Origin of the sequence: Phenylobacterium montanum (assembly GCF_018135625.1) — a bacterium.
In the GTDB taxonomy this organism is placed as follows: domain Bacteria; phylum Pseudomonadota; class Alphaproteobacteria; order Caulobacterales; family Caulobacteraceae; genus Poindextera; species Poindextera montana.
Genome location: NZ_CP073078.1, coordinates 2,569,650 through 2,595,641 on the forward strand (window position 1 = coordinate 2,569,650; position 25,992 = coordinate 2,595,641).

The 25,992-nt window shown below is 69.4% G+C and carries 22 protein-coding genes and 1 riboswitch; of the genes, 16 read left to right on the forward strand and 6 right to left on the reverse strand.

The window, feature by feature from the left end; translation table 11 throughout:
- Positions 1–268 precede the first annotated feature (268 nt).
- The 7 genes from KCG34_RS11500 (at position 269) to KCG34_RS11530 (ending at position 8,802) form a co-directional block, all read left to right on the forward strand.
- Positions 269–796 carry a hypothetical protein gene (locus KCG34_RS11500; RefSeq protein WP_211940485.1) on the forward strand — a complete coding sequence of 176 codons (528 nt, stop codon included), beginning with the start codon at positions 269–271 and terminating at the stop codon, positions 794–796.
- Positions 793–2,346, forward strand: coding sequence for a TolC family protein (locus tag KCG34_RS11505; RefSeq protein ID WP_211940486.1), 1,554 nt, complete (start codon positions 793–795; stop codon positions 2,344–2,346). Before KCG34_RS11500 ends, KCG34_RS11505 begins: the two co-directional genes overlap by 4 nt.
- Positions 2,347–2,394: 48 nt before the next feature.
- Positions 2,395–2,485, forward strand: a riboswitch (glycine riboswitch).
- A 115-nt stretch (positions 2,486–2,600) separates the two neighbouring features.
- Positions 2,601–3,983, forward strand: a complete 1,383-nt coding sequence (locus KCG34_RS11510) for an L-serine ammonia-lyase (protein WP_211940487.1) — start codon at positions 2,601–2,603, stop codon at positions 3,981–3,983.
- 354 nt (positions 3,984–4,337) lie between these two features.
- A complete protein-coding gene (locus KCG34_RS11515) occupies positions 4,338–6,221 on the forward strand; it encodes a methyl-accepting chemotaxis protein (protein WP_211940488.1) in 1,884 nt (627 codons plus the stop codon).
- A 93-nt stretch (positions 6,222–6,314) separates the two neighbouring features.
- The gene (locus KCG34_RS11520; protein ID WP_211940489.1) at positions 6,315–6,740 is read left to right on the forward strand and encodes a CHRD domain-containing protein; all 426 of its coding nucleotides are present in this window, start codon (positions 6,315–6,317) and stop codon (positions 6,738–6,740) included.
- 91 nt (positions 6,741–6,831) lie between these two features.
- On the forward strand, positions 6,832–7,113 hold the full coding sequence (locus KCG34_RS11525) for a hypothetical protein (RefSeq protein WP_211940490.1): 282 nt from the start codon (positions 6,832–6,834) through the stop codon (positions 7,111–7,113).
- A 219-nt stretch (positions 7,114–7,332) separates the two neighbouring features.
- A complete protein-coding gene (locus KCG34_RS11530) occupies positions 7,333–8,802 on the forward strand; it encodes a Do family serine endopeptidase (RefSeq protein WP_211940491.1) in 1,470 nt (489 codons plus the stop codon).
- Here the strand turns inward: KCG34_RS11530 and KCG34_RS11535 are convergent.
- Together KCG34_RS11535 and KCG34_RS11540 are read right to left on the reverse strand one after the other, a co-directional pair.
- Positions 8,799–9,872 (reverse strand): SO2930 family diheme c-type cytochrome, encoded by a 1,074-nt coding sequence (locus KCG34_RS11535; RefSeq protein WP_249138313.1) that lies wholly within the window; start codon positions 9,870–9,872, stop codon positions 8,799–8,801. The genes KCG34_RS11530 and KCG34_RS11535 overlap by 4 nt on opposite strands.
- A gap of 10 nt (positions 9,873–9,882) precedes the next feature.
- Entirely contained in the window at positions 9,883–11,106 is a 1,224-nt protein-coding gene (locus KCG34_RS11540) for a parallel beta-helix domain-containing protein (protein ID WP_211940492.1), read from the reverse strand.
- Between the two features lie 256 nt (positions 11,107–11,362).
- Here KCG34_RS11540 and KCG34_RS11545 point away from each other — a divergent pair, with 256 nt between their 5' ends.
- The 7 genes from KCG34_RS11545 to KCG34_RS11575 all read left to right on the forward strand — a co-directional run bounded on the left by KCG34_RS11545 (position 11,363) and on the right by KCG34_RS11575 (position 18,985).
- A complete protein-coding gene (locus KCG34_RS11545) occupies positions 11,363–11,707 on the forward strand; it encodes a DUF805 domain-containing protein (protein WP_249138314.1) in 345 nt (114 codons plus the stop codon).
- Positions 11,708–11,800: 93 nt separating this feature from the next.
- Positions 11,801–13,357, forward strand: coding sequence for a D-aminopeptidase (locus KCG34_RS11550; RefSeq protein WP_211940494.1), 1,557 nt, complete (start codon positions 11,801–11,803; stop codon positions 13,355–13,357).
- Positions 13,358–13,466: 109 nt separating this feature from the next.
- Positions 13,467–14,489 (forward strand): sulfate ABC transporter substrate-binding protein, encoded by a 1,023-nt coding sequence (locus KCG34_RS11555; RefSeq protein ID WP_305825982.1) that lies wholly within the window; start codon positions 13,467–13,469, stop codon positions 14,487–14,489.
- Positions 14,490–14,495: 6 nt separating this feature from the next.
- Positions 14,496–15,371: a sulfate ABC transporter permease subunit CysT gene (gene cysT, locus KCG34_RS11560; RefSeq protein ID WP_211940495.1), complete on the forward strand. Its 876-nt coding sequence runs from the start codon at positions 14,496–14,498 to the stop codon at positions 15,369–15,371.
- Complete coding sequence (gene cysW / locus KCG34_RS11565) at positions 15,368–16,204, forward strand: sulfate ABC transporter permease subunit CysW (RefSeq protein ID WP_211940496.1); 837 nt, start codon at positions 15,368–15,370, stop codon at positions 16,202–16,204. Before cysT ends, cysW begins: the two co-directional genes overlap by 4 nt.
- Positions 16,170–17,270, forward strand: coding sequence for a sulfate/molybdate ABC transporter ATP-binding protein (locus tag KCG34_RS11570; RefSeq protein ID WP_211940497.1), 1,101 nt, complete (start codon positions 16,170–16,172; stop codon positions 17,268–17,270). The genes cysW and KCG34_RS11570 overlap by 35 nt, the downstream gene beginning before the upstream one ends.
- A 191-nt stretch (positions 17,271–17,461) precedes the next feature.
- Positions 17,462–18,985 carry a hypothetical protein gene (locus KCG34_RS11575; protein ID WP_211940498.1) on the forward strand — a complete coding sequence of 508 codons (1,524 nt, stop codon included), beginning with the start codon at positions 17,462–17,464 and terminating at the stop codon, positions 18,983–18,985.
- Between the two features lie 88 nt (positions 18,986–19,073).
- On the opposite strand, the gene KCG34_RS11580 is transcribed toward KCG34_RS11575, so the two are convergent.
- The 4 genes from KCG34_RS11580 to KCG34_RS11595 all read right to left on the reverse strand — a co-directional run bounded on the left by KCG34_RS11580 (position 19,074) and on the right by KCG34_RS11595 (position 22,633).
- The gene (locus KCG34_RS11580; protein WP_249138315.1) at positions 19,074–19,835 is read right to left on the reverse strand and encodes a Coq4 family protein; all 762 of its coding nucleotides are present in this window, start codon (positions 19,833–19,835) and stop codon (positions 19,074–19,076) included.
- A gap of 30 nt (positions 19,836–19,865) precedes the next feature.
- Positions 19,866–20,504, reverse strand: a complete 639-nt coding sequence (locus KCG34_RS11585) for a TetR/AcrR family transcriptional regulator (RefSeq protein ID WP_211940499.1) — start codon at positions 20,502–20,504, stop codon at positions 19,866–19,868.
- 134 nt (positions 20,505–20,638) lie between these two features.
- Positions 20,639–20,845 carry a hypothetical protein gene (locus KCG34_RS11590; RefSeq protein WP_211940500.1) on the reverse strand — a complete coding sequence of 69 codons (207 nt, stop codon included), beginning with the start codon at positions 20,843–20,845 and terminating at the stop codon, positions 20,639–20,641.
- 108 nt (positions 20,846–20,953) lie between these two features.
- Positions 20,954–22,633 (reverse strand): SulP family inorganic anion transporter, encoded by a 1,680-nt coding sequence (locus tag KCG34_RS11595; protein ID WP_211940501.1) that lies wholly within the window; start codon positions 22,631–22,633, stop codon positions 20,954–20,956.
- 109 nt (positions 22,634–22,742) lie between these two features.
- Between KCG34_RS11595 and KCG34_RS11600 the strand changes: the two genes are divergently transcribed.
- Together KCG34_RS11600 and KCG34_RS11605 are read left to right on the forward strand one after the other, a co-directional pair.
- Positions 22,743–24,467, forward strand: a complete 1,725-nt coding sequence (locus tag KCG34_RS11600) for a tetratricopeptide repeat protein (RefSeq protein ID WP_211940502.1) — start codon at positions 22,743–22,745, stop codon at positions 24,465–24,467.
- Positions 24,468–24,484: 17 nt separating this feature from the next.
- Positions 24,485–25,951, forward strand: a complete 1,467-nt coding sequence (locus KCG34_RS11605) for a cobyric acid synthase (protein ID WP_211940503.1) — start codon at positions 24,485–24,487, stop codon at positions 25,949–25,951.
- Positions 25,952–25,992: the final 41 nt, after the last annotated feature.

A 25,992-nucleotide genomic window follows, 5' to 3' on the forward strand; every position in this document is an offset into this window, starting at 1 on the left:
ACCGCCGCTTGGACACGGACAGGAACGGCGAACCCGGCATGTCGTCAAGCGACTTCTGACGCGGCAAGATCACGCCGGCTCACGTCATCGTGCGGTCATAATCATGCCGATCGAATATTCGTCGCCCTGCGAGCGCGGCGAAAGTGCAAAGCTTGCTTTCCCGCTGTGAGCAGCGCAATCGCCTATTCACTGGCCGCAGCGTTTGGGGTTGCATATACCTGGAATTTCTGGTTTGGCCGCGGCCCAGAGCCGTGAGGGGAGATGCGAAATGCCGGTGGCCCTGGTTGCTGATCTGCACCTGCCGTCGTGGCTGGGCCACCCGGTCGAACTGCACCGGCGGCCCGCCCCTCCCGGAGTTCCCGAAGACGCCCGCCAGCGGTTCGGCCCGTGGACGCTGAACGTTAAGCACGACCGCTTCACCGGCCAGGTCAGCTGTGTCCTGAGCGCCCCGCGGATGAGCTTCGACCGCGCCGCCGTCACCTTCCAGTTCTCGCCGCACACAGAGACCTACGACGCCGTATACCGTGTCGACACCGGCCCAGCCTTTTCCTGGCGTCTCAGCGCCATGGCCCTGGCCTCACATGGGGTGAAGCTCGAAACGGACGATCCGACCAATCCCAGCGGCGGGCGGGTGATCCTGCCCTATAGCGCGGTGGTCGGCGGCAAGACCGTGTGGATCCGCCCCTCTGACAAGAAGCGGGCCTGGCCTTTCCGCATCGATGATCTCGCGCCGGCCGTCGCCGCAGCCAAGACCGCCGGTTGCGGCGCTGGGTTCGTGGGCGCTGTCGCCGAATGAACCCGCCTGGGCGAGGCTGGGCCGCGCCCCTCTCGGCAGCCCTCCTGTCGGCCCTGGCCGCCGCGGGCGCGGCGCGGGCGGAAACCCTGGCCGACGCCATCGCCCTGGCCTACCAGACCAACCCCGCCCTGCTGGCCGGCCGCGCGGACCTGCGCGCGCTGGACGAGCGCTTCGTCCAGGCCCGCGCCCAGCTCGGGCCAACGGTCCAGCTCAGTGCGTCGGGGGACCGCAACGCCTCCAAGGTGCGGGAGTCGAGCCTGTTTTCAAATGGCCTAGTAAAAAGCCGCTACTACGGCATCGACAGCGAATCCCTGCGCATCGTCCTCAGCCAGCCGCTCTACACCGGCGGCCAGGCCGGGATGGAGATCCGCGCCAGCGAGGCCGACGTGCTGGCCGGCCGCCAGGTCCTGCGCCAGCAGGAAGCCACCATCCTCGGCCAGGTGATCACGGCCTATGCCGACGTGCTGCTGAACCGTGACCTGGTCACCATCGCCCAGCAGAACATCGACATCCTGCGCGACCAGGACAAGGAGATCGAGGCCAAGTTTGCGGTCAGGGAAGTCACCGCCACCGACCGCGCCCTGACCCAGGCCCGCCTGATCGCCGCCCAGGTCGACCTGTCCCGCGCCCGCGCCAATCTCCAGGACGCCGAGGCCGCCTATGTGGCGGCCGTTGGCCAGCAGCCGGGGCAATTGGAGCCCCTGCCCGACCTGCCCGGCCTGCCGCAGACCGTCGACGCCGCCTTCGACGCCGCCGACACGCTGAACCCCCAGGTCCAGGCGGCCCAGTTCACCGAGATGGCGTCGCGCCTGCGCGTCGCCGAGGCCAAGGCGGCCGACGGGGTCCAGGTCAGCATCGGCGGCAGCTATTCGCGCGAGCCCCTGGCTCCCTACCTGCGCGATCAGCGGATCATTTCCTATGACGCCACCTTCCAGGTCTCGAAAAACCTCTACACCGCCGGGACCCACGACTCCCGGGTCCGCCAGGCGCTGGAGGACAACAACCGCGACAACCTGAAAATCGCCGACGCCCGCCGCCAGGTGGTGATGAACCTGGCCAAGGCCTGGAACGACCTGGCGCTTCGCCGCTCGATCCTGATCAAGCTGCACGACCAGCTGGACCAGGAGGCCAAGTCCTACCAGGGCTCGAAACTGGAGGCGCGCATCGGCATCCGCACCACCTTCGACACCCTCAACGCCGAGCAGGAATACCAGGCGACCAAGGTCTCGCTGTTCCAGACCTTTCACGACGAGTACCTGACCCGGGTGGCGGTGCTGGCGGCGATGGGCCTTTTGCAGGGCGAGGATATCGACCCTTCGATCAAGCCCTACCGACCCGAGGCCTCGTTCAAGAAGGTCTCGGCCAGGGCGGCCCTGCCCTGGGAGGGCCTGGTGCAGGCGCTGGACGGCGCCGCCGGCCCCTGGCCCAAGCGGGAGCCCGCCTCGCGCGACGTGCTCGGCGTCAACCGCCCGTCCGCCACCGACGGCCTACCGGCGCCGCCGCGGTGGAGCGATCTCGCCGCCTATCTGGCGCCGCCAGCGTTCAAGTGAGCCGTCGCCTCACGCCGTTGACACCGGCTTTCGCCTGACCGACCTTCGCGCGCCGTTACGGGAGAGACCGGCCCAAAAAGCCGGCGCCGAAGGAGCAACCGCCCCGGAAACTCTCAGGCAAAAGGACCGTTCGGCGAACGAACTTCTGGAGAGTGGCGCCCCTGAGCGTCCGCCGACGGGATAACGATCTCAGGCAAACCGACAGAAGGGGCGCTGTTTAGGGCCGGGCATCCGGCCCGGATTTGGGACGCGCCATGCCAGAAGCCTCCGCCCGGCCGCAGCTTTCGCCCTCGCTCAGCGTGCGCGACCTGTTCACCATCGGGGTCGGCCCGTCGAGCTCGCATACGGTCGGGCCGATGCGCGCCGCCCGCGCCTTCGCCGCCGTCGCCACGGCCGGCGCCAAGCCCCAGCGGGTGCTATGCGAGCTCTACGGCTCCCTGGCCCTGACCGGGAAGGGCCACGCCACCGATGTCGCTGTGCTGTTGGGCCTGGCGGGCCACACGCCGGAGGAGGTCGATCCCGACGCCATCCCGCTGCTGGTGGCCGCGATCCGCAGTTCGGAAGTTTTGCCCCTGGCCGGCCAGCAGCCCATCGTTTTCAAGGAAGAGACCGACCTTCTGTTCCGCCGCGGCGAGTTCCTGCCCGGACACGCCAACGCTGTGCGCTTCACCGCCTTCTTCGAGCGCGGCGAGCCATTGTCGCGGGTCTATTTCTCGGTCGGCGGCGGGGCTGTCGTGGAAGAGGGCCAGTCGGCCGCACGGGCCAATCTGACCCTGCCGCACGCCTTCGCCTCGGCCGCCGAATTGCTGGAGATCGGCGAGCGCACCGGGCTTTCCATTGCGGATATCGTCTGGGCCAACGAGGAGGCCTTCCGCCCGCGCGCCGAGACCGAAGCCTTCATCGACCAGGTTCGCGTGGCCATGTTCGCATCCATCGACCGTGGTTGCCGGCAGGAGGGGCTGCTGCCCGGCGCGCTCAAGGTCCGCCGGCGGGCCCAGACCCTGCGCCAGGCTCTCCTGGCCCGCGGCCCGCGGCCGGACCCGGCCGCGGTGTTCGAGTGGGTCAGCCTCTACGCCCTGGCGGTGAACGAGGAAAACGCCGCCGGCGGTCGGGTGGTCACCGCGCCGACCAACGGAGCGGCCGGCATCCTGCCGGCGGTGCTGAAATACTACGAGGCCTTCGCCGCCGCCCCGACCAAGGCCGGCTCGCAGGCGTTCCTGATGACCGCCTCGGCGATCGGCTTCCTCTACAAGACCAACGCCTCGATCTCGGCCGCCGAGATGGGCTGCCAGGGCGAGGTGGGGGTCGCCTGCTCCATGGCCGCCGCCGGCCTGACCGCCGCCCTGGGCGGCAGCAACGCCCAGGTGGAGAACGCCGCCGAGATCGGCATGGAGCACAATCTGGGCCTGACCTGCGACCCGATCGGCGGGCTGGTGCAGATCCCCTGCATCGAGCGCAACACCATGGGGGCGGTGAAGGCGATCAACGCCGCCTACCTGGCCCTGCAGGGCGACGGTCAGCACGTGGTCTCGCTGGACGCAGTGATCGAGACCATGCGCCAGACCGGTGAAGACATGCGCTCGAAGTACAAGGAGACCAGCCTGGGGGGACTGGCGGTCAACGTTGTCGAATGCTGAGTTTGCGGCTGGGGCCGCGTTGACTTGTTCAGTACCCAAACAAATTCACTCGGTTTTGGAATGCAGATTCCAATATTTTGAGGAACTGGGCGGCGGAAGCCTGCGCTTCGCGCCGCGCGTCGCTTTGCGCCTTGATCTTGAATGCGACCCAACGTCGCAATTTACACCATAAAACACTACCATAAGAATGCATATGCGAGGAAAACCCCGTCAGAACAACCCCAGCAATGCTTGAGGGAAATTTACCGTAAACCTTTTCTTCGGCCGCCCCGATTTAGGTACCTGGCGACCCGACGAGCCCGCTCCCAGCCCGCTTCGCCGCCTCGGACCAGACCCCTATCGGCAGGAACATCCATGTCACTCAAGGACGCCCGCATTTCGCGCAAGCTGACCATCGCTTTCGCCGTCGTCGTTGCGACGGTCAGCGCCGCGGGCCTGGCGACCTGGTCGGGAATGGCCTCGATCAGCAAGGCGACCGCAGAGAACCAGGCCTCTTACGACCGACTCGATTCCCTCAACCGCACGCTTTCCGCGCTGGTCGAAGAGCAAAACGCCGTCCGCGGCTACGTGGCCACCCTGGACCCTTCCTTCCTGCCACGGATCAAGGGCTTCCATGAAGACTTCGCCAAGGCCCTGGACGAGTTGAAGGCCAAGATCGACAACGCCGACGAGAAGGCCGACGCCGAGTCTATCGCCGCCGCGGTGGCTATCTTCGAGGCCGATTGCCAGACCCAGATCGGCGACGCCGGCGCGCCCGCCACGCTCGACAAGGCCCGCGGCGAGATCAAGACCATCGGCCGCCTGACCGACACCCGCAAATTCGTCAAAGCCATCTTCGATCGCGAGCATGCCCAACTCGCCGCGCGCTCGGCCGCCCAGGCCCGCGCCTTCGCTACCGGCACGACCATGCTGGCGCTGGGCGGCATGGCCGCTATCGGCCTGTCGCTCTTCATGGCCTGGCTGCTGACGGATATGATCGCCAAGCCGGTCGCCGCCATGACCCAGGTCATGCGGCGGCTCGCGAGCGGAGACACCGCGCTCGAAGTGCCGGCCCAGGATCGCCGCGACGAGGTCGGCGAGATGGCCCAGGCCGTCACCGTATTCCGCGACGCCGCCATCGCCAAGGAGCGGCTGGAGGCCGAGAGCATCGCCTTGCGCGACCAGTCGGAAGCCGAGCGCCGGCAAGCCGAGGCCGCCCGCGAAGCCAACGCCCGCGAGCAGGCACAGGTGGTCGAGGCCCTCGCCAGCGGCCTGGAACGCCTGGCCGGCGGGGACCTGACCTATCGCCTGAACGCCCAGTTCGCCCCCGCCTATCGCAAGGTCCAGGGGGACTTCAACGCCGCCATGGAGACCCTGCAGGACGCCATGGGCGTGATCGTGGCCAACGCAGACGGCATCCGCTCGGGCTCCAACGAGATCACCAGCGCTTCCGACGACCTGGCCCGCCGTACCGAACACCAGGCCGCCACCCTGGAGGAGACCGCCGCCGCCCTGGACGAGGTCACCGCCACCGTGCGCAAGACCGCCGACAGCGCCCGCGACGCCCACCAGCTGGTCTCCGACGCCGAGCAGGACGCCGAAAAGTCGCACCTGGTCGTCGGTGACGCCGTGGCCGCAATGGGGCAGATCGAGGAGTCCTCGCGCGAGATCTCCAAGATCGTCGGCATTATCGACGAGATCGCCTTCCAGACCAACCTCCTGGCTCTGAACGCAGGCGTCGAGGCCGCCCGCGCCGGCGAGGCTGGCCGCGGCTTTGCGGTCGTGGCCCAGGAAGTGCGCGCCCTGGCCCAGCGCTCAGCCGACGCGGCCAAGGAGATCAAGGGCCTGATCAGCGATTCGTCGCGCCATGTCGACACCGGCGCCGGCCTGGTGGGCCGCACGGGCGAGGCGCTCAAGCGGATCGTCGAGCGGGTGAAATCGATCAACGGGCTGGTCGCCCAGATCGCCGCCTCGGCCCAGGAGCAGGCCTCGGGCCTGACCCAGGTCAACACCGCAGTCAACCAGATGGACCAGGTGACCCAGCAGAACGCGGCCATGGTCGAGGAGGCCACCGCCGCCAGCCACAGGCTGCGCCAGGGTGTCGACGAGCTTTCCAGCCTGATCCGCAAGTTCGAGGTCGGCGCGGCCGCCACCCAAGCCCCTGTTCGCAGCTCGCCCCGCGGCGCCGCTCCGGCACGCCGCCGCGCCGCCGGCGGAGCCGCAGTAGCCGTGGCCACCAGCGAGTGGGAAGAGTTCTAAGCGCACCGCCAATTCCGCGGCCACGTTTGCAATCCGTCCGGGTTTCGTTTTCGATCGCCTCCACAAGAAGGGGAAACACCCGGGAGGACGGACATGCGAACCAAACTTTTTGGCGCGGCCATTGCGGCGCTACTGCTGACGGCGGGAACGGCGGGCGCGGCCACCCTGACCTTTTCAGCGCCTCTGAAGGGGGGCGACGAGGTTCCCGCCAACGCCACCACCGGCTCGGGCCAGGTCGAGGCCAGCCTGGACACCGACGCCAAGGTGCTGAGCTACAAAGTCACCTATTCCGGCCTGACCGGGGCGGCGACCATGGCCCACTTCCACGGCCCGGCGGCAGCCGGCGCCAATGCGCCGCCGGTGATCACCATGATGAGCCTGAACAGTCCCATAACCGGGTCGGCCAAGCTGACCGATGCGCAGGTCGCCGACCTGAAGGCCGGGAAGTGGTACTTCAACGTCCACACCCAAGCCCATCCCGGCGGCGAGATCAGGGGGCAGCTGAAAGCGGCGCCTTAGCCCCGGGATCGGCGGCGGGCGCAACGCGACGCCGGCCAGCGCGTTGATGAGGGTAGAGCTCGGGGGCCAACCCGCCGAAAGGCTCGAAGCCATGAAGCTCACCACCCTGACCGCCGCAGCCTTGCTGTTCGCCGCGCCTGCCGCCTTCGCCCAGACAACGACCGCCACGTCCGGCGCCGTGAACCCTCCGGCCGTAGCGCAGACGCCGCCGGCCGCTGAGGCGACCAGCCCGACCGCGACGCCGGCCCCGACCGCCAGCGATGTCGCCACTCAGACCGTGGCCAATGCGCCCATTCCAGATACGCAGGCCACGCGCGCCAAGTACCCACCGCTGAGCCATGCCGGTAAGGCTACCGACCCAGCCGGCAACTGAACCCGCTTCGCGCCGCTCCGCCAACCGCGGAGCGGCGTAAATCGCGGCGGGACTGCGGCGAACGGCGCCCTAGATTGATCACAAACCCCGCCTAACCATGCTGGCGGGGGGCGAATCTGAGCGTCGAGCAAACTTGCGCGCCGACATGTTCGCCAAAATCTGCCGACTTCAGCCGCGGCTGCGACGCTCTGCCAACACTGGGCGAGGTCACAACCCGACATGAAGAAGACGCAGTTCATCGCCGGCGCCGCCGTCGGCGCGGTCGCCACCGTGCTGGCCGGCGCGGGCGGCTATTGGGCGCGGGGCGCCGAAGCCGCGACCGCCGGCGAGCCGGCGGCTCTGGCCAGCGCTTCCCCGTCCTCCTTCGCCGACATCGTGCAGAAGGTGTCCCCGGCCGTGGTCTCGATCGATGTGGAGGGCAAGGCCAAGCGCGACCCGGCCGCCTTCCGCGGCCAGGCGCCCCAGCTGCCGTTCGGCTTCGAGTTCCGCCAGCTGGTTCCCGAGGATCCGGAAGGCGCGCCGGCGCCCAAGATGCGCGCCACCGGCTCAGGCTTTCTGATCTCCTCCGACGGCTACATCGTCACCAACAACCACGTGATCGACGGCGCAGACGACATCAAGGTGCGCCTGACCGACGGGCGCGAACTGAAGGCCCACCTTGTCGGCCGCGACGCCGCCACCGACATCGCCGTGGTCAAGGTCGAGGGGCACGACTTCACCTATGTCAGCTTCGAGGATCGCGCCAAGCCGCGCGTCGGCGATTGGGTGGTGGCCGTGGGCAACCCCTTCGGCCTGGGCGGCACGGCTACAGCCGGCATCGTCTCGGCCCTGGGCCGCAAGAACGTCAGCGATTCCAACTATGTCGACTACATGCAGATCGACGCCCCGATCAACCGCGGCAATTCCGGCGGCCCGACCTTCGACGTTCAAGGCCGGGTGGTTGGCGTCAACACCGCGATCTTTTCTCCGTCCGGCGGCTCGGTGGGCATCGGCTTCGACATTCCCGCAGACGTGGCGGCCCAGGTCAGCAAGCAGCTTATCAGTGGGGGCAAGGTTGTGCGCGGCTATATCGGCGCCGCTATCCAGGACGTGACCCCCGAGATCGCCGACAGCCTGGGCCTGGCCCAGCCCAAGGGCGCCCTCGTGGCCGAACTGACCCCCGGCGGCCCCTCGCAGCGCGCCGGCCTGCAGCCCGGCGATGTGGTGCAGAAGATCAACGGCCGCGAGGTCGCCTCGGCCTCCGACCTGACGCGTCAGGTGGCGCTCGCTAGCGCGGGAGAGACCCTGAAGCTGGACGTACTGCGTAACGGGCGCGTCCAGGCTATCGACGTGCATTCGGGGATCCGTCCCAGCGAAGCCCAGTTGGCCAGCAACGACACGCCGGACGAGGCAGGCGCCGGCGGCGCCGAGCCGGCCTCCTCCAAGGTCCTAGGCATGCGGCTGGAGCCCAACGCCTCGGGAGGTGTGACCATCGACGGCGTCGGCCGCGGTTCCGACGCGGCGGACAAGGGGCTTCAAGCCGGCGACGTGATCCTGTCGGCCGCCGGACGCCCCACCGCAACCCCAGCAGACCTGTCCGCGGCCGTCGCGCAGCAGAAGCGCGAGGGGCGCAAGGCGGTGCTGCTGATGGTCCAGCGCGATGGGCGCCGCTCTTTCGTACCGCTGAGCCTCAGCGAGGCCAAGGGCTAAGGCTTGTCCGGCTTCATCTGGGCGATATAGGCGCGGATGAGGTCCAGGCCCTCGTCATGGACCACGCTTCGGCCGATCTGGGGCATCATCACCCCCGGCTCGGTCGAGGCCATACGGTAGGCCAGGATCGACTTGTCCGGACGGCCGGGATCGATGGCGACCTCCAGGTCGCCTGAGCCGCGCCCAGCCGCCACCGGCCGCTTGCCGACGCCCAGGCGATGGATGTCCTGCTCCTCGAGCGTCAGATAGAGACCGCTGTTGCTGGCCAGGCCCGCGAGGCTGTGGCAGTGGCCACAATTGACGTCGAGATAGGCGCGCGCTCGGGCCGCCACCGGCTGGGCAGGGTCGTCCCAACGCGGCGTCGCCAGGATCGGACCTGACGGAAGACCCGTGAGCAGCCCCGCCTTGGCCCAGGTCTGCAGCTGGCCGCCGGCCGGGGTCTCAATGGCCAGATTGCGCGCCTTTGGCCCGATCGGGGTGATCGCGCCGTTGCTCGAATGGCATTCCTTGCACTGGTTCACATTTGGCACGGCGTAGTCGATCTGGCGCGGCCGGCCCGCGGCGTCGATGAAGCTGACCGGCTCGCGCAAGCCGGCGCGCTTCAAGACGGCCTCGGTCTGTTCGGCGTTCCAGACATAGGTCAGGGCGGTCCAGCCGGCCTGGCGATGGATCAAAAGCCGTGTCTCGATCAGGCGCACGTCCTGGTCGGGCCGGCGGAAATCGGCGGGATAGGCGAAGGTCTTCACCAGCACCGAACCCACCGGCAAGTCCAGCAGGCCCGCTCCCTGGTAGCGGGCGACGGCGCCTGGCGGCAAGTAGAGGTAACGGCTCTTGGCCGCGTAGTCGCTGAACAGCGGCGTCGCCAGGCCGTAGGGCGTGACGCGGGCGCTGGGAACCCGGGCGTGGGCGTCAGCGAACAGGTGATAGTCGGAAAGCCGCGGCGCCGGCGTCTCGTCCATCAGCCGCGCCAGGTCGACGGCCGGCCGCCCATCGGCCTTGCCGCGCGACATGGGGCTGAACACCAGGAGGCAGGCAAGGGCGAGGCCGCCCAGAACTCTACCGAAACCCATGGCCGCGCCGTCAGCCGCCCTGGCCAGCCGGCAGAGTGACGGGCGCTGGCTCCGGCAGCGGCGCCGAGCCTAGGTTGGGCGTCACCTCCGGATTGGCGCTGGTGATCGGCGTTCCCTGGGTGACCAGGCGCAGGTTGGCCACCGGGCCGTCGGCGATGTGGAATTGAGCGGGGATGGTCTCGGGATTTCCGCCCGGATGGGTGTAGGTCACCACCCCGTCCCAGACCACCGGCGGCAGGGTCCCGCCCAGGGCCTTGGCCAGCTCGGCCCCGCCGGGGAAAGCCGGCGCCCAGCCGTTCTTGCCCATGCGGTTGCCGTGGATCGATATCTCCCGCGGCAGGGGATTGTAGGCCGGGTCGGTGAAGGGCTGCACATAGGCTACCAAGAGCACCCCCACCGTGGCGTTGCCGTCGATATTGTTGGCGAATACGTGGATGTCGCGATTGGCCATCACCATCACCCCGGTGCCGGTCGGCACGCCGGCCACGATATTGCCCTTGGGCGCGAAGTTGGGCGTGTCGTTGTCGATCGAGGCGTTGTTGAACACCTTGGTCGAATGCCCGCCCATCTGCGGCAGGCCCGGCAGGTCGAACACCAGGATGCCGCCGGCGTTGTGGGTGGCGAGGTTGTCGCGCACCTCGGCGTCGTAGCAGTTCTCGATCTCGATCCCAGCGACGTTGAACTCGGCGCGGCTGTGCTCGACCACCACGTTCCTGGACTGGCCGACATAGATGCCGGCGTCGCTGGCCCCGCGGACCAGCACGTGATCGATCAGTACGTTGGTCGAGGAGACCGGATAGACGCCATAGGCGCCGTTCGAGGACTTGGGCCCGCCGGTCCACTCCACGATCAGGTTCTTCATGGTGATGCGGTCGACGCCCTTGGCCTTGACCCCATTGCCATGGGCGTTCTGCACCGCCAGGTCGCGCACGGTAACGCCATTGGAGGTGACCAGCAGCCCCTCGGCCGAGCCCTTCTGGGCGTCGAAGGCCAGGATGGTCTTGTCGGCGCCGGCGCCGGTGACAGTGACATTGGCCACGTCCAGCGACAGGCCGTCGGCGAGATCGAAGCGGCCGGCGCCCAGGCGCACCACGTCGCCCGGCTTGGCGTCGATCAGAGCCGACTGGATGCGCTCCTGAGCGTCGGGACCCGCCGCGACGTCCAGGGTCTTGGCCAGCGCCGGCCCGGAAAGGGCGGCGCCCACGAGGGCAAATAGAATCGAAGTCCTGAACATGGTCTCCCCCTGGACGCCTCCTGTTTGTTGGTGGCTTGAACGACCGAATATCCAGAAAACCTAGCGAGCGCTATCGGAATTCATCGGCGGCGCGCCCGACGGTTGCAACCGCAAGCTTGGCTTAACCCACGGCTATGTTAGCGTCCCCATCAGTGGCGATTCAAAACAAGGGGGGACCCCACCTATGCCGCTGATGTTTCAACCCTATACGAAGTATGCGGATTTCAGCGGCCGGGCGCGCCGTATGGAATTCTGGATGTTTGCTCTTTTCCAGATGATCGTCAGCTTCGTGCTGAGCGCCATCACGGGCGGGGCCATGATGAGCGCCATCATGACCCATACGCCGCCGAGCGGCTTTGCCGGCCTGATCTTCATGCTGTGGTCCTTGTTCGCGCTGGCGAGCTTCGTCCCCAGTCTGGCTGTCGCCGTCCGGCGACTGCACGACTCCGGCAAGTCGGGCGCCTGGATCCTGGTCGCCCTGGTCCCCGTGATCGGCGGTCTCGTGCTGCTTGTCTTGTATCTGCTGGACGGGACGCCGGGCGACAACCAGTACGGCCCGGACCCCAAGGGGCGGGCTTCCCTGGCTACAGTCGCAGCCTGAACGCCTGATTGTGCGAGCCGGTCTATGGCCGGCTTGCCAAGCCATTCTGCTAGGCCATGCTGGCGGCGCCATCACCTCATGTGAGCCGCCAGCATGACTAGCCTGTCCGCACGCCTCGATCGCGCTATCGCCGAACTGCCGCGCGTTTTTCCAGGTCCAGGCGGCGCCGTGGCCGTGCTGCGCGAAGGCGAGGTTCTGCTCCGCCACGCCTGGGGTTTCGCCAACGCCGAACGGCGCATCCCCTTCACGCCGCGCACCTTGTTCCGCATGTGCTCGATCACCAAGCAGTTCACCTGCGGGGTGGTCCTGGACGCCTTTCCCGACCCGACCGTGCTGGACGCCGAGGTCCGCGCACGCCTGCCGCGGCTGGAGGAGACCGCGCCGGGCGCCCTGCACCTCTGCCATAACCAGTCCGGCCTTCGCGACTACTGGGCCGTGGCCATGCTGCACGGCGCCCCGGCCGAAAGCGGCTTCGGCGACCATGAAGCCGCCCAGGTGATCGCCGGAACCCGCTCGCTGCAGTTCACGCCGGGGACCCGCTATTCCTACGTCAACCAGAACTTCCGCCTGCTGGGCGACATCGCAGAGTCGCGGACGGGGCGCAGCTTCGCCGAACTGCTGCGCACCCGCCTGTTCGAGCCAGCGGGCATGGAGACCGCTTTCCTGGCCGCCGACACCCGGGCCATGCCGGACGGGACCGAGGGCTATGAGGGCTCGCAAGGCGCCGGCTTTCGCGCCGCCGAGAACCGCATCGTCTGGACCGGCGATGCGGGCATGGGGGCCAGCCTGGACGACATGATCGCCTGGGAGCGCCACATCGACCGCACCCGGGACAACGCGGGGTCGATCTATCGCCGCCTCTCCGCACCAGTGACCTTCGCGGACGGGTCCCCGGCGGCCTATGGCTTCGGCCTCGCCCGCGGCGAGGAATTGGGCCGCGCCGTCACCGGCCATGGCGGCGCCCTGCGCGGCTGGCGCAGCCACCGGCTCTATGCCCCGGCCGAGCGGATTTCGGTGGTGGTGATGTTAAACCACCTGTCCGACGCCCACGAAGCGGCGGTGAACCTGCTGGCCGCCGTGCTGGACGAGCCCCAGGCCAAGGTCCCGGCGGGCGACGGCGAACCAGCCTGGCTGGGCGCCTATATCGAGCCTGAGACCGGCCTTTCGGTGCGGGTCGAGACGGCGGGGCCAGGACAAGTCCGGCTGCGCTACGGCCATCGCCCCGAACTTCTGGCCCTGACCGGCGATGGCGCGGCCAGCGACGCGGCCAGCCTGCGCCATGCGCCCGACGGCCTGTGGCTCGACCGCCTGGGCGAGAACCAGAGCACCCGGCTCCTGCCCCGCGTCGGCGAGCCCTCGCGCGACGTGGCCGGCCGTTACCACTGCGCGGAGCTGGACGCGGACCTGACCGTGGTCGACGCCGGCGGCGTGCTCTACGGCGGCTTCTCCGGCTTTCTCGGCCAGGGGCGCATGGAAGTGCTCGATCCGATCGCCGCCGACCTCTGGGCCCTGCCTTGCCCCCGCGCCCTGGACCATACCCCTCCTGGAGACTGGACTTTATCCTTCCAGCGCGGCGCGGATGGGCAAGTGACCGAAGCGCAGGTGGGTTGCTGGCTAGCGAGACGCCTGCGCTACGCGCGAACAGGCTGAAACTTCGCCATTCAGAAAAACTGCATCCAATTCCCCCAAAACTCTATCGAACTAATAGAGATTCTGGCTAGCATGACCCCACCTTAGACGATCTGAAGGGGAAGAGCCCGTGCGCCACGCCAGAACCGACCGCCGCGCCGTATTGACGGCCCTGGGCGCGGCCGCCCTCGCCGGCCCGGCCCTGGCCCAGGACCGGCCGCCGATCCGGCTGCTCAATGTCAGCTACGACCCGACCCGCGAGCTCTACAAGGACATCAACGCCGCCTTCACCGGCTTTTGGAAGTCGCGCACCGGGCAGGCGGTGACCATCGACCAGAGCCACGGCGGCTCGGGCGCCCAAGCGCGGGCGGTGATCGATGGCCTGCAGGCCGACGTCGTCACCCTGGGCCTGGCCTACGACATCGACGTCATCGCCGAGAAGGCGCAGCTCCTGCCCACCAACTGGCAATCGCGCCTGCCCGACAACTCCACCCCCTACACCTCGACCATCGTGTTCCTGGTGCGCAAGGGCAATCCGGCCAAGCTGCATAGCTGGGCCGACCTGGTGCGTCCTGGTGTGACCCTGATCGCCCCCAATCCCAAAACCTCGGGCGGGGCGCGCTGGGCCTATTTGGCTGCGTGGGCCTCTGCGCTCAAAGCGCCGGGCGGCTCCGACGCCTCGGCCCGCGCCTATGTGGCCGAGTTCTACCGCCATGTGCCGGTGCTGGATTCCGGCGCCCGCGGCTCGACCGTGACCTTCGCCCAGCGCGGCCTGGGCGACGCCCTGGTCTGCTGGGAGAACGAGGCGCACCTGGCCCTGGCCGAGTTCGGCGCCGACAAGTTCGACATCGTCATCCCGCCCAATTCGATCCTGGCCGAGCCGCCCGTGGCCCTGGTGGACAAGAACGTCGACCGCAAGGGTGTGCGCACCGTCGCCGCAGGCTATCTGAACTTCCTCTACAGCCCCCTGGCCCAGGACCTGATCGGCAAGAACCACTTCCGCCCGCGCAACGGCGCGGCTGTGGCCAAGTACGCCAAGGACTTTCCCAAGATCCCGCTGGTGACCATCGACGACACCTTCGGCGGCTGGCGCAAGGCCCAGGCGACCCACTTCGCCGATGGCGGGGTGTTCGACCAGATTCACAAGGCCTGACAGACCATGGCCTTCGTCGCCGCGACCGCGGACGCCGCGCCGCCCAAAGCCGCCTGGCGCTGGCGCCAGCCCTCGGTGCTGCCGGGCTTCGGTCCGGCCCTGGGCGTGACGCTGGCCTATCTCGGCGCGATCGTGCTGATCCCCCTGCTGGCCCTGGCCCTCAAGCCGTGGCAGCTGGGCCTCGCGGGCGTTTGGCATGTGCTGACCGATCCCCGGGTCCTGGCGGCGCTGCGGCTCAGTTTCGGCGCCTCGGCCCTGGCCGCCCTGGCCAACGCGCCCATGGGCCTGGTGGTCGCCTGGGTGCTGGTGCGCTTCGAGTTTCCGGGCCGGCGGCTGCTGGACGCCCTGGTCGACCTGCCCTTCGCCTTGCCGACCGCGGTCGCCGGCATCGCCCTGACCGCGCTCTATGCGCCCACCGGCCCCTTCGGCGCGGTGGCCGCCCATCTGGGGATCAAGACCGCCTATGCGCCGGCGGGGGTGTTCATCGCCCTGCTGTTCATCGGCCTGCCCTTTGTGGTGCGCCAGTTGCAGCCGGTGCTGCAGGACCTGGACCCCGAGGTGGACGAGGCCGCCCGCACCCTGGGCGCCAATGACGGCCAGAGGTTCGCGCGCGTGATCCTGCCGGCCGTGGCCCCAGCCCTTTTGTCCGGCGTCGGCCTCGCCTTCGCCCGGGCGGTGGGCGAGTACGGCTCGGTGATCTTCATCGCCGGCAACCTGCAGATGAAGACCGAGATCGCGCCCCTGCTGATCGTGATCAAGCTGGAGCAATACGACTATGCCGGCGCCGCCGCGGTGGGCCTGGCCATGCTGGTGATCTCCTTCCTGTGCCTGGTCGCGGTCAGCGGCGCCCAGATGCTGCTGGCGCGGCGGGGGCGAGCATGAGGATGCGGGTCCATCTGCCGGGCGCGGCGCCCCTGATGCTGGCGGGCGCGGTCCTGGTCCTTGGCCTTCTGGTCGCCGCGCCCCTGGCGGTGGTGTTCGAGGAGGCGTTCCACAAGGGCCTCTCCGGCTATCTCGCCGTGTTCGGCCAGCCCGACACCTGGGCGGCGATCCGCCTGACCCTCCTGGTCGCGGCCATCGCCGTGCCGCTGAACGCCGCCTTTGGCCTCGCCGCCGCCTGGTGCGTCGCCAAGTTCGAGTTCGTCGGCAAGAGCGCCCTCCTGGCCCTGATCGACCTGCCCTTCTCCATGTCGCCGGTGGTCTCGGGCCTGGTCTGGGTGCTGCTGTTCGGGGCCCAGGGCTGGTTCGGCCAGGCGCTGGCGGACCACGGCGTGCGCATCATCTTCACCGTCACCGGCCTGGTGCTGGCGACCATCACCGTCACCCTGCCCTTCGTCGCCCGCGAGCTGATCCCGCTGATGCAGGACCAGGGAACCGATGAGGAGGCGGCGGCCGTGACCCTGGGCGCCGGCGGCCTGACCGTGTTCCGCCGGGTGACCCTGCCCAATGTCCGGTGGGCCCTGCTCTACGGGGTCCTGCTCTGCAACGCCCGCGCCATGGGCGAGTTCGGCGCCGTCTCGGTGGTGTCGGGCAAGATCCGTGGACTGACCAACACCCTGCCCCTTCATGTCGAGGCGCTCTACAATGACTACGACTTCGTTGGCGCCTTCGCGGCCGCCTCCCTCCTGGCCTCGCTCGGCCTTGTCACCCTGGGTCTCAAGAGCGCCCTCGAATGGCGATATGCCGACCAGCTCGCCCACGCCCGCCGCCGCTGAGGGACCGAGCCTGGCCCTCGACATTCGCGACATCCGCAAGTCGTTCGGCCGCTATCCGGCGCTGAACGGGGTCTCGCTGGCGGCGGGAGAGAAGGAATTCCTGGCCCTGCTCGGCCCATCTGGCTCGGGCAAGACCACGCTCCTGCGCATCCTGGCCGGGCTCGAGCGGCCCGACGCCGGCGAGGTCCGCTTCGGCGGCGAGGACTTCCTGGCCCTGCCGGCCCGCCGGCGGCGGGTGGGCATGGTGTTCCAGCATTACGCCCTGTTCCGCCACATGACCGTGGCCCAGAACATCGCGTTCGGCCTCAGCGTGCGGCCGCGCGCAGAGCGCCCCGACCGAGCCGAGATCCGCCGCCGGGTCGGCGACCTTCTGAGCCTGGTCCAGCTCGAGGGGCTGGACGGCCGCTATCCGGCGCAGCTGTCCGGCGGCCAGCGCCAGCGGGTGGCCCTGGCCAGGGCCCTGGCCATCGAGCCGCGCATGCTGCTGCTGGACGAGCCGTTCGGAGCCCTGGACGCCCAGGTGCGCCGCGACCTGCGCCGCTGGCTGCGCGAGATTCACGACCGGGCGGGGGTCACCACGGTCTTCGTCACCCACGACCAGGAGGAGGCGCTGGACCTGGCGGACCGGGTGGCGATCCTGAGGGACGGCCGCCTGGTCCAGGTCGGGGCGCCGGGCGCGCTGTACGAAAATCCAGGCGACGCCTTCGCCTTCGAATTCCTCGGCCCATCCTGTCGCCTGCCGGGCGTGGTGGAGAACGGCGCCCTGCGGATCGGCGACTGGCGCGTTGCAGCGCCCGGAACCCCTGGCGGTCCAGCCGATCTCTATTTCCGGCCCAACGAGGTCGATGTCGCCGATGCGAGCGGAACGGGCCTGCGGGCCGAAGTCCTGGCCGCGGTCACCCGCGGCTCAGAGTCGCGGCTTCATTGCCGAATCGCCGGCCAGGACCTGGAGCTGCGGCTCCGCTCGGCGAGCGTTCCGGCCAAGATCCATGACGGCGGCATCGCCGCCGTTACGCCTGCGCGCTGGAAAATCTATCCGCGCGCCACTTTGCGGGAGGGCATCTAGAGCGCTTGAAACCGACGGTGAGAACGCCCCAGGACGGGCCTTCGCACTGTGATGCATTTGTCACTCGCGGGCGGGAGCGGACTGCTGTCGCAAAAGCGTCACCGCTCCGTCGCCGGATTGTTATGCCCTGCGCATAGTCCGGCTCCCGCAAGTTCCGGCTGATCAGCCGGGGGAAGATTGGGGAACATCTGATGCGGACTAAATCGTCGCTGCTCTGCAGCGTGGCCTGCGGTGTTGTGCTCGCCGTCGGCATGGGCGCCGCCGCGCAAGCCAAGACGTCGAAGAAGCACCATCACCACGAAGCCGCCGCGCCCGCGCCGGCCGGCGCCACCGCCGAAGAGGTCAAGGCCCTGGCCGATGAAGTCGAGTCGCTGAAGGCTCGCCTCGACCAGGAGCAGATGGCTCGCGAGCAGACCGAAGCCAAGGCCCAGGCCGCCGAGGCCGAAGCCTCCGCCGCCAAGGCCGACGCCAGCGCCGCCCGCACCCAATTGGCCGAGCAGATCCAGACCCTGCCCGGCGAAGTGAAGCAGGCCGTGGTCGCCAACACGCCCAAGCCCGGCTGGTGGGGCGACACCAAGGTCGGCGCCACCGTGTTCGCCGACATCAGCGACATCAACCAGAAGACCCCGGGCGCACTCGCCGCTACCGGCACGACCGCGGCCTCCAACGGCTACCCGGCCGACAACGGCTATGGCTTCGACATCAAGCGCGCCTACCTGATCGTCGACCACAAGTTCAACGATACCTACTCGGCCAACCTGACCACCGACTTCCTGTACGATGGCACGACCAAGGCCACCCAGCTGTTCATGAAGAAGGCCTACCTGCAGGCCAAGTATTCCGACGCCCTGGTGGTTCGCGCCGGCATCACCGACATGCCCTGGGTGCCGTTCGTCGAGAACATTTACGGCTATCGCTACGTCGAGAACGTGCTGATCGACCGGCTCAAGTACGGCACCTCGGCCGACACCGGCATCACCGTCTCCGGCAACTTCGACTTCAAGCCGGTCAAGGTCGGCTACTCCCTGGGCGTGATCGACGGCAGCGGCTACAAGGCGCCGGACGTCGGCAACTTCAACCGCACCAAGAAGATGGACCTCGAAGGCCGCCTGAACGTATCCTACGAGAACTTCACCGCGGCGATCGGCGGCTACGAGGGCGACCTCGGCAAGGACGTCAACGGCGTGACGGTCAACCACACCGCCAATCGCTTCGACGCCCTCCTGGCCTATGTCGACACCCGCTTCCGCGTCGGCGGCGAGTACGTCTCGGCGAAGGACATCACCGGTGTCACCACCGCCAAGCCGGTGAAGGCGAACGCCGACGGCTATTCGGCCTTCGGCTCGTTCAACATCACCGACAAGATCGCCCTGTTCGGCCGCTACGACTGGGTGAACCCGGAACGCGACGCGACCACGGCCTCGAACAAGACCAACTCGGCCTCGCGCGACGAGTATTTCAACGTCGGTCTGTCCTACACCCCGGTCAAGGGCGTCGACGTGGCCATGGTCTACAAGCGCGACTCGGTCACCAACGGCCTGCTGGTCACCTCGAACGGCGCGGCGGCCCCAGCCTCCGTCTCCGCGGTCCAGAACTCGACCACGTTCATCACCACCGCCAATGCTTCGCCCCAGGGCAGCGGCATCATCGGCGGCCTGAACGGGGGCAACGGCGCCTACGACGAGTTCGGCATCTTCATGCGCTACCAGTTCTGATCTGGAGCGCGGGGGTCTTCGGGCCCTTGCCAAACGGGAAGGGGCGCGCCGCGGCGCGCTCCTTTTTCTTTGCCGATTGGCCGTACGGTCAAACCGCCGGGACGAAATCCCGCTGGGCGACGGGAATGGCGTCATAGCGGGTGGCCGGGGTGATGTTCAGCCGGCGGCGGGCCGCTTCCAGGGGCTCGTTCAACAGCCGCTCGTAATCCTCGCCCAGCAGCCACGCGGCCGCCTTGCCGCGCCGATAGCCCTGCCAGATGGCGGCGACATAGGGCCCTCGCCGGCCCCGGCCGGGCCTCAGCGCCGCGCTGAGCGCGATCGCCGCCCAGCCCAGCCCCTTGGTCTGGGCGTAGGAAAAGGCCACCAGGCAGGCCTCGCCCAGCCCGTCGCGGTGATAGCCGGTCAGGATGTGCCAGATGTCGTGAACGTCGCGGGTGCGGCGGCCGAACCAGGCATAGGGGTGGCGCTCCTCCTCGCGGCTGCGGTTCTGCCGGCTGACCTCGGCCAGGCCCTCGGCCGATAGGTTCTCGCTGCGCACGAAGTCGCGATAGGCCGCGCCCACCGTGCCCGGCGCGAAGCTGTCCAGCCAGGCGTCGTCCATCAGCCGACCGGCCAGCTCGGTCCGCTCATAGGCCATGCGCCCGCCCTCGCGGGTCTCGATCAGGCGGTGATAGCCGCGGGCGGCCGAGCCTGCATTCAGGGCGCGCATGATCTCGAACACCTGGCCGGTGTCCTCCTTGTCGGCCATCAGCCGGTTCAGGGCCCTCAAGGCGACGCCCCACTGGCGGCCCTGGCGCGGGCTGGCGAAGTCGGCGGCCGGAGCGGCCTCGATCGTCTGGGTCATGGCCATGGGTCTTTAGGCTCCTCTGGCGGCACGGGTTCAGTCGGCGCAGGCCGAAGCCGCGGCGCGGCCCTGGGGCGTCAAAAGGGTGTTTGTGATGATCTCGCGCATCAGAAAGCCGTGCTCGGCCTTGCTCGGCGCCTCGCCCCAGGCCGCCTGCAGCACCAGGCCCTGATAGATGGCGATCAGGGTCCGGGCGACCGCCTCGGGATCGAGGTCGTCGCGCACGTCGCCGGCCAGCTGACCTCGCTGGACCAGGCCCATGATCGCCTTGCGCACCGCCGCTACGCCCTCGACCACGCTGTCGTGGATCGCCGGGCTGCGCAGCGCCTCGGCCCAGCCTTGAATGCCCACCCGGCGCTCGTCGGCCCGCTTGGCGTCGCCCAGGCTAGGACCATAGAGCTCGACCAGCATGAACAGGCCCCGCACCGGGTCCGGCTCGCTCTGCGCCAGGGCGGTCAGGAAGGTCTCACCCTGATGCCGGTCGTCGGCCAGGGCCACCACGATGTCGTCCTTGGTGGCGAAATAGAGGTAGAGCGCCCCCTGGCTGACCCCCGCCTCGCGCACGATGTCGGCGGTGGTGGTGGCGTGGAAGCCGTCCCGCGAGAAGCAGCGCACGGCTGCAGCCAGGATCTGCTGGCGGCGGGCTTCCTTCCTCTCGTCGGTGATCTTGGGCATTGGCTCAAAATAAAACTGACTGGTCAGTCTTTTTTATCTAGAAATGCGCGAATGTCAAGGCGAGGCGCCGCAAGCCGCAGCCGCCGGTCGTCAGATCGTTTCGGAAAGCGCCTTGCCGGCGTCGCGCAGCCCGGTCAGGCGCGCCCGCTGGCCCTCTGCCGGCGGTGGGCCGACATCTCGTCCAGGGCGTGCCTGCCCTCGCTGGTCAGGACCGGCCCCTGGGCGGACTCGGTGATCCACCGGATGGTCTTGAGCGCGCTGATCCACTCCGCATGGTCCTCGATCTCGGACCATCCGCCGCGCTTGACGGCGTCCAGCATGAAGTAGGCCTTGTCGTCCATGAGCCCGCGGGTTCGTCGCTATGCCCACCGATCATGCGGGCGGGATGTCAATACCGTGACAGCCCTGTCGGCGCCAAGGGCTCGCTCGAGGAATAGCCAAGCTTGTAATCAATCGCGCGCCAGGGTCCGGATCGCCTGTTCCACGCTGGGAAAGATATGGTCGGCGCCGAGGGCCTCGGCGATCCCCAGCCTGTCGAACGCCGCCCGCGCGCGCACCGACTCCAGCCGGGCCACAGCGAAGTCCATGCCGGCCGCGCGGGCCTTGCCGATCACCTCGATCAAGGCCGCCGAGGCGGTGAAATCGATCTCGACCACGCTGGACGCCTCCAGCACCACCAGCCGCAGCCGACCCCGCCCTTCCTCGATGGCGCTCAAGAGGCCTCGGCGGAAATCGTGCGCATTTAGGAACGAGAGCGGGGCCTGAAACCCCGTCACCAGCACGCCCGTCTCGGTCTCGCCGGTCGCATGCGGCGAGGCCGGCCACCAGACCGTGCTGCCCGGCATGCGCTCGAACGGGATCGGCTGGGCGCGGGTGACGGTGAAGACGCCGTGGGCCAGGGACAGGAAGACGCCGATCGCCACCCCGGTCTGGATCGGCAGGGCCGCGATCAGGGCCATGGTCAGAAGCGCAAGCCCGAATTCGGCGCGCGTGCGGCCCCAGAGTTCGCGCAACTCGCCGACATGAAAGATCCGCTGGGCCACGAACAGCAGAACCCCACCCAGGGCCGCGACCGGGATGGCCGCCAGGACCTTCGTGCCGAAGGCCGCCAGCAGCAGCACCGCCAGCACCGCCGTCAGGCCGGCGACCTGCGAGCGCCCGCCGGACTCGGCCACCGCCGCGGTGCGGGGCGGGCTGGCGTTGACCGGAAAGGCGCCGGCAAGGCCCGACAGCGCATTGGCGACGCCGAGGCCCACATAGTCGCGGCCTATATCCGGATCGCCATCCTCGCCGGCGAAAGACCGGCTGGTGACGGCGGTCTGCATCATCACCACCAGGGCGATCAGCACAGCCAGGCCGAACAGCCGCGGCAGGTCGTCGAACACGATCGCCGGCAGGGCCGGCGCCGGGACGCCCGCCGGCACCGCGCCCAGCAGGCGCACGCCCAGCCGGTCGGCGCCCAGCGCGCCACAGGCCAAGGTCGCCGCGACCAGGGCCGCGAGCGCGCTGGGTATCCGCGCGCTGACCCGCTCGCCGAGCAGGATGGTGGCGAATACGCCCAGGCCGATGGCCACCGCCGCCGGGTTGACGCCGCCGGCCTCCGCCCACAGCCTGGCCAGGCGGTGATAGACATCGCCGGAGCCCTCCGACAGGCCCAGGATCGCCGGCGCCTGGGAGATGACGATGTGAATCGATATCCCCGCCAGGAACCCGGTGATCACCGGCCGCGACAAGAGGTCGGCGATCCAGTCCATCTTGAAGGCCCCCGCCAGGACCAGGATCAGGCCGACCAGCAGGGCAAGGGCCGCCGCCAGGGCCAGGTAGTGGGCAGACCCCACGGAGGCCATGCCCGCCAGGCTTCCGGCGAAGATCGGCGTGATGGTCGAATCCGCCCCCGCCGACAGCCGCCGGCTGGAGCCGAAGGCGGCGAAGCCCAGGCCGGCGACGATGAAGGCGAAGAAGCCGAGCTGAGGCGGCAGCCCGCCCAGCTGCGCGGTGGCGATCTGTTCGGGAATGGCGATGGCCGCCAGGGTCGCCCCGGCGATCAGGTCGCCGCCCAGTTCCGCCATCGTCACGCCCTGCAGGGCCTGGAAGACAGGCCAGGCCGGCCGAGCCTTGGGGGATTGCATCGCCATCGCCTGAGAGCCTAGCCCGCAGGCGCGGACTGCACAAACCCATGCCCGGTCCGGGTTGGCTGCGTGGCGGGGGCCGCGGTTTGCGCGCATAGTCCCCCGCGCCGTGACCGACGCATCGCCGCCGCCCGACGACGTCCCGGCCCTGCTGGCCGAGGCCCAGGCCCACCACGCCGCCATGCGGCTGGATGAGGCGGAGGCCGGCTATCGCCGTATCCTCGCGCGCGAGCCGGACCACCCGTTGGCCCTCGGCCTTCTCGGCCTGATCCTGGTGGATCGCCCCGGGCAGGAGGCCGAGGCCCAGGCCGTACTGGAACGCCACCTCGCCCGGCGCCCGAGCGACAGCGCCGGGCTCTACAGCCTGGGACGGCTCAAGGCTCGCCAAGGAGACGACGCCGGCGCCGCCGACCTGTTCCGCCGCGCCATGGCCCAGTCGCCCGGCCTCGCCCCGGCGCACAACGAGCTGGGCGTAGCGCTGAACGGGCTCGGGCGGCCGGACGAAGCCCTGGCGGCGCTGGACCAGGCGATCGCCACCGACCCGGCCTATGGCGCCGCCCACGCCAATCGCGGCGCGGTGCTGGCCGGGCTCGGCCGCTTCGGCGAGGCGACGGACGCCCAGCTCGAGGCCCTGCGCCTGGCGCCGGCGGAGCCCGTCGCCCTGCGGACCAGTCTGCTCAAGACCCTGACGCGCACCGCGGGCAAGGCCGGCCGCCTGGATGTGGCCGAGGCCGCGGCCAGGGCCGAGCACGCCGCCCACCCGCGCGATCCGGACATTGTCGAACTGCTGGCCGAGGTGCTGGAGGCCGAGGACCACGCCCGAGACGCCCTGGCCCTGCGCAACGACCATGCCCGTCAAACCGGCGCCCAGCCCGGCGGAGCGACTGATCCCGAGGCGCCCCGCATCCTGCTGCTGGGCGCCGTCGGCGGCGGCCACGTGCCTCTGCGCTATCTGCTCGATACGAGCCGCTTCGCCACCCTGGCGCTCGGCATGCTTTCGCACGGCCAGCCCGACGCGCCTCTCGGCGGGGTCGCCCTTGCGAGCCTGCAAGCGGTCGACGTGGTGTTCAACACCCTTGGCGACGCCGACCGCGACGCCGGCCAACTGGCGGCGGCGAAGCGGCTATGCGCGGCGATTGGCAAACCGGTGATCAATCCGCCCGCCGCCATCCTGAAGACCGCCCGCGATCAGGCCCCCCGCCTGTTCGCCAGGATCGAAGGCCTGGTCACGCCCGGTGTCCGCAGGGTCAGCCCGGCCGAGCTGGCGCACCTTTCGATCGAACGCCCGCTGCTGGCGCGACCAGCCGGAGACCACGGCGGCGAGAATCTGGTCCTGCTGCGGGGCGACGCCGATCGAGACGCCTATCTGGCCTCAGAGCCGCCCGACACGCTGATCCTCACGGATTTCCACGACTTCCGCTCGCCCGACGGGCTCTGGCGCAAGCACCGGATCATCTTCGTGGATCGCCGCCCCTATCCCTACCACCTGGCCATCGGGCGGGACTGGCTGGTGCACTACTGGCGGGCCGAGATGGCCCGTTCGGCGGACAAGAAAGCCGAGGAGGAGCGGTTCCTGGACGACTGGCGCGCAGTGTTCGGCCCCCGCGCCGCCGCAGCGACCGAGGAGATCGGCCGCCGCCTCAACCTCGACTATGCCGGCATGGATTGCGCCCTCCTGCCCTCGGGCGAACTCCTGCTGTTCGAGGCCAACGCCTGCATCCTGCTGCATCTGGATGAACCCGAGGCCGCCTTCCCCTACAAGCATCGCCATGTGCCGCAGATTCGCGAGGCCTTCAGCCGCCTCGTGATCGACCGCGCCGCGGGGCGTGGCTGAACAGGGAGGAACGGGCCTTGGCGGCCTTGATGATCCAGGGCTGCGGCTCGGACGTGGGCAAGTCGGTGCTGGTCGCGGGCCTCTGCCGCCTGTTCGCCAACCGCGGCCTGAAGGTGCGCCCGTTCAAGCCGCAGAACATGTCCAACAACGCCGCCGTGACCGCGGGCGGCGGCGAGATCGGCCGCGCCCAGGCCCTGCAGGCCATAGCCTGCCGCACACCGGCGACCACACGGATGAACCCGGTGCTCTTGAAGCCCCAGAGCGATGTCGGCGCCCAGCTGGTGGTGCTTGGCCGCATGCAGGGGACCTGGCGCGCCGCCGACTTCCAACGCCGCAAGCCGGAGTTGCTGGGTACCATCGTCGAAAGCTTCCGCGGCCTGGAGACCGAGGCCGACCTGGTGCTGGTCGAGGGCGCCGGCAGCCCCGCGGAGACCAATCTGCGCGCCGGCGACATCGCCAATATGGGTTTCGCCCGCGCAGCCAATGTGCCCGTGGCCCTGGTCGGCGACATCGACCGAGGCCATGTGATCGCGGCCCTGGTGGGCGCCCATGCGGTGCTGGACGAAGCCGACCGGGCGCTGATCAAGGGTTTCCTGATCAACAAGTTCCGCGGCGATGCGGCCCTGTTCGACGACGGCCGGGCCGAAATCGTGCGCCGCACAGGGTGGCGCGACCTGGGCATGGCCCCCTGGCTGTCGGCGGCGCGCAGCCTGCCGGCGGAGGATGCGGTGGTGCTGGACCGCACGGCGGGCGGGCGGCGCGCCAAGGTGCGGATCGTGGTTCCCATGCTCCCGCGCATCGCCAATTTCGACGATTTCGATCCCCTGCGCACGGAGCCCGAGGTCGAGTTCGCCTTCGTCCCGCCCGGGACCGCCCTGCCCGGCGACGCCGACCTGGTCATCCTGCCCGGGACCAAGGCGACCCTGGCCGACCTCGCCTTCCTACGCGCCCAGGGCTGGGACATCGACCTTGCGGCCCACGTCCGCCGGGGCGGGCGGGTGCTGGGGGTATGCGGCGGATACCAGATGCTGGGAAAGCGGATCACCGATCCGGAGGGCGTCGAAGGCCAACCCGGAGAGGCTGCGGGGCTAGGACTACTGGACGTGGAGACAGTGCTCACCGGCGACAAGATCACCCGCCCGGTCACTGGAACCCTCGCCGCCGCCGGCGCTCCCTTCGCCGGCTACGAGATCCACATCGGCCGCACATTCGGCGCCGACACGGCCCGCCCATTTGCTCACCTGGCCGACGGCGCGCCGGACGGGGCGACCTCGAAGGACGGCCGTATCGCCGGCCTCTACGTCCACGGCCTGTTCGACCGGCCCGAGGCGCGCGGGGCGATCCTGGCGACCCTCGGCGCAGCCTCCAACGGCCAGGATCAGGCGCAGGCCGTGGACAGCGCCCTCGACGAGCTGGCGAATGCACTGGAGATGGCGTTCGACATCCCAGCGCTCAGCGAGATCGCGGGGCTGGGCCGGGGATAGCGGAATTCTGGGGTGAGCCGGGATTGGCCTGAGCCGCCGCC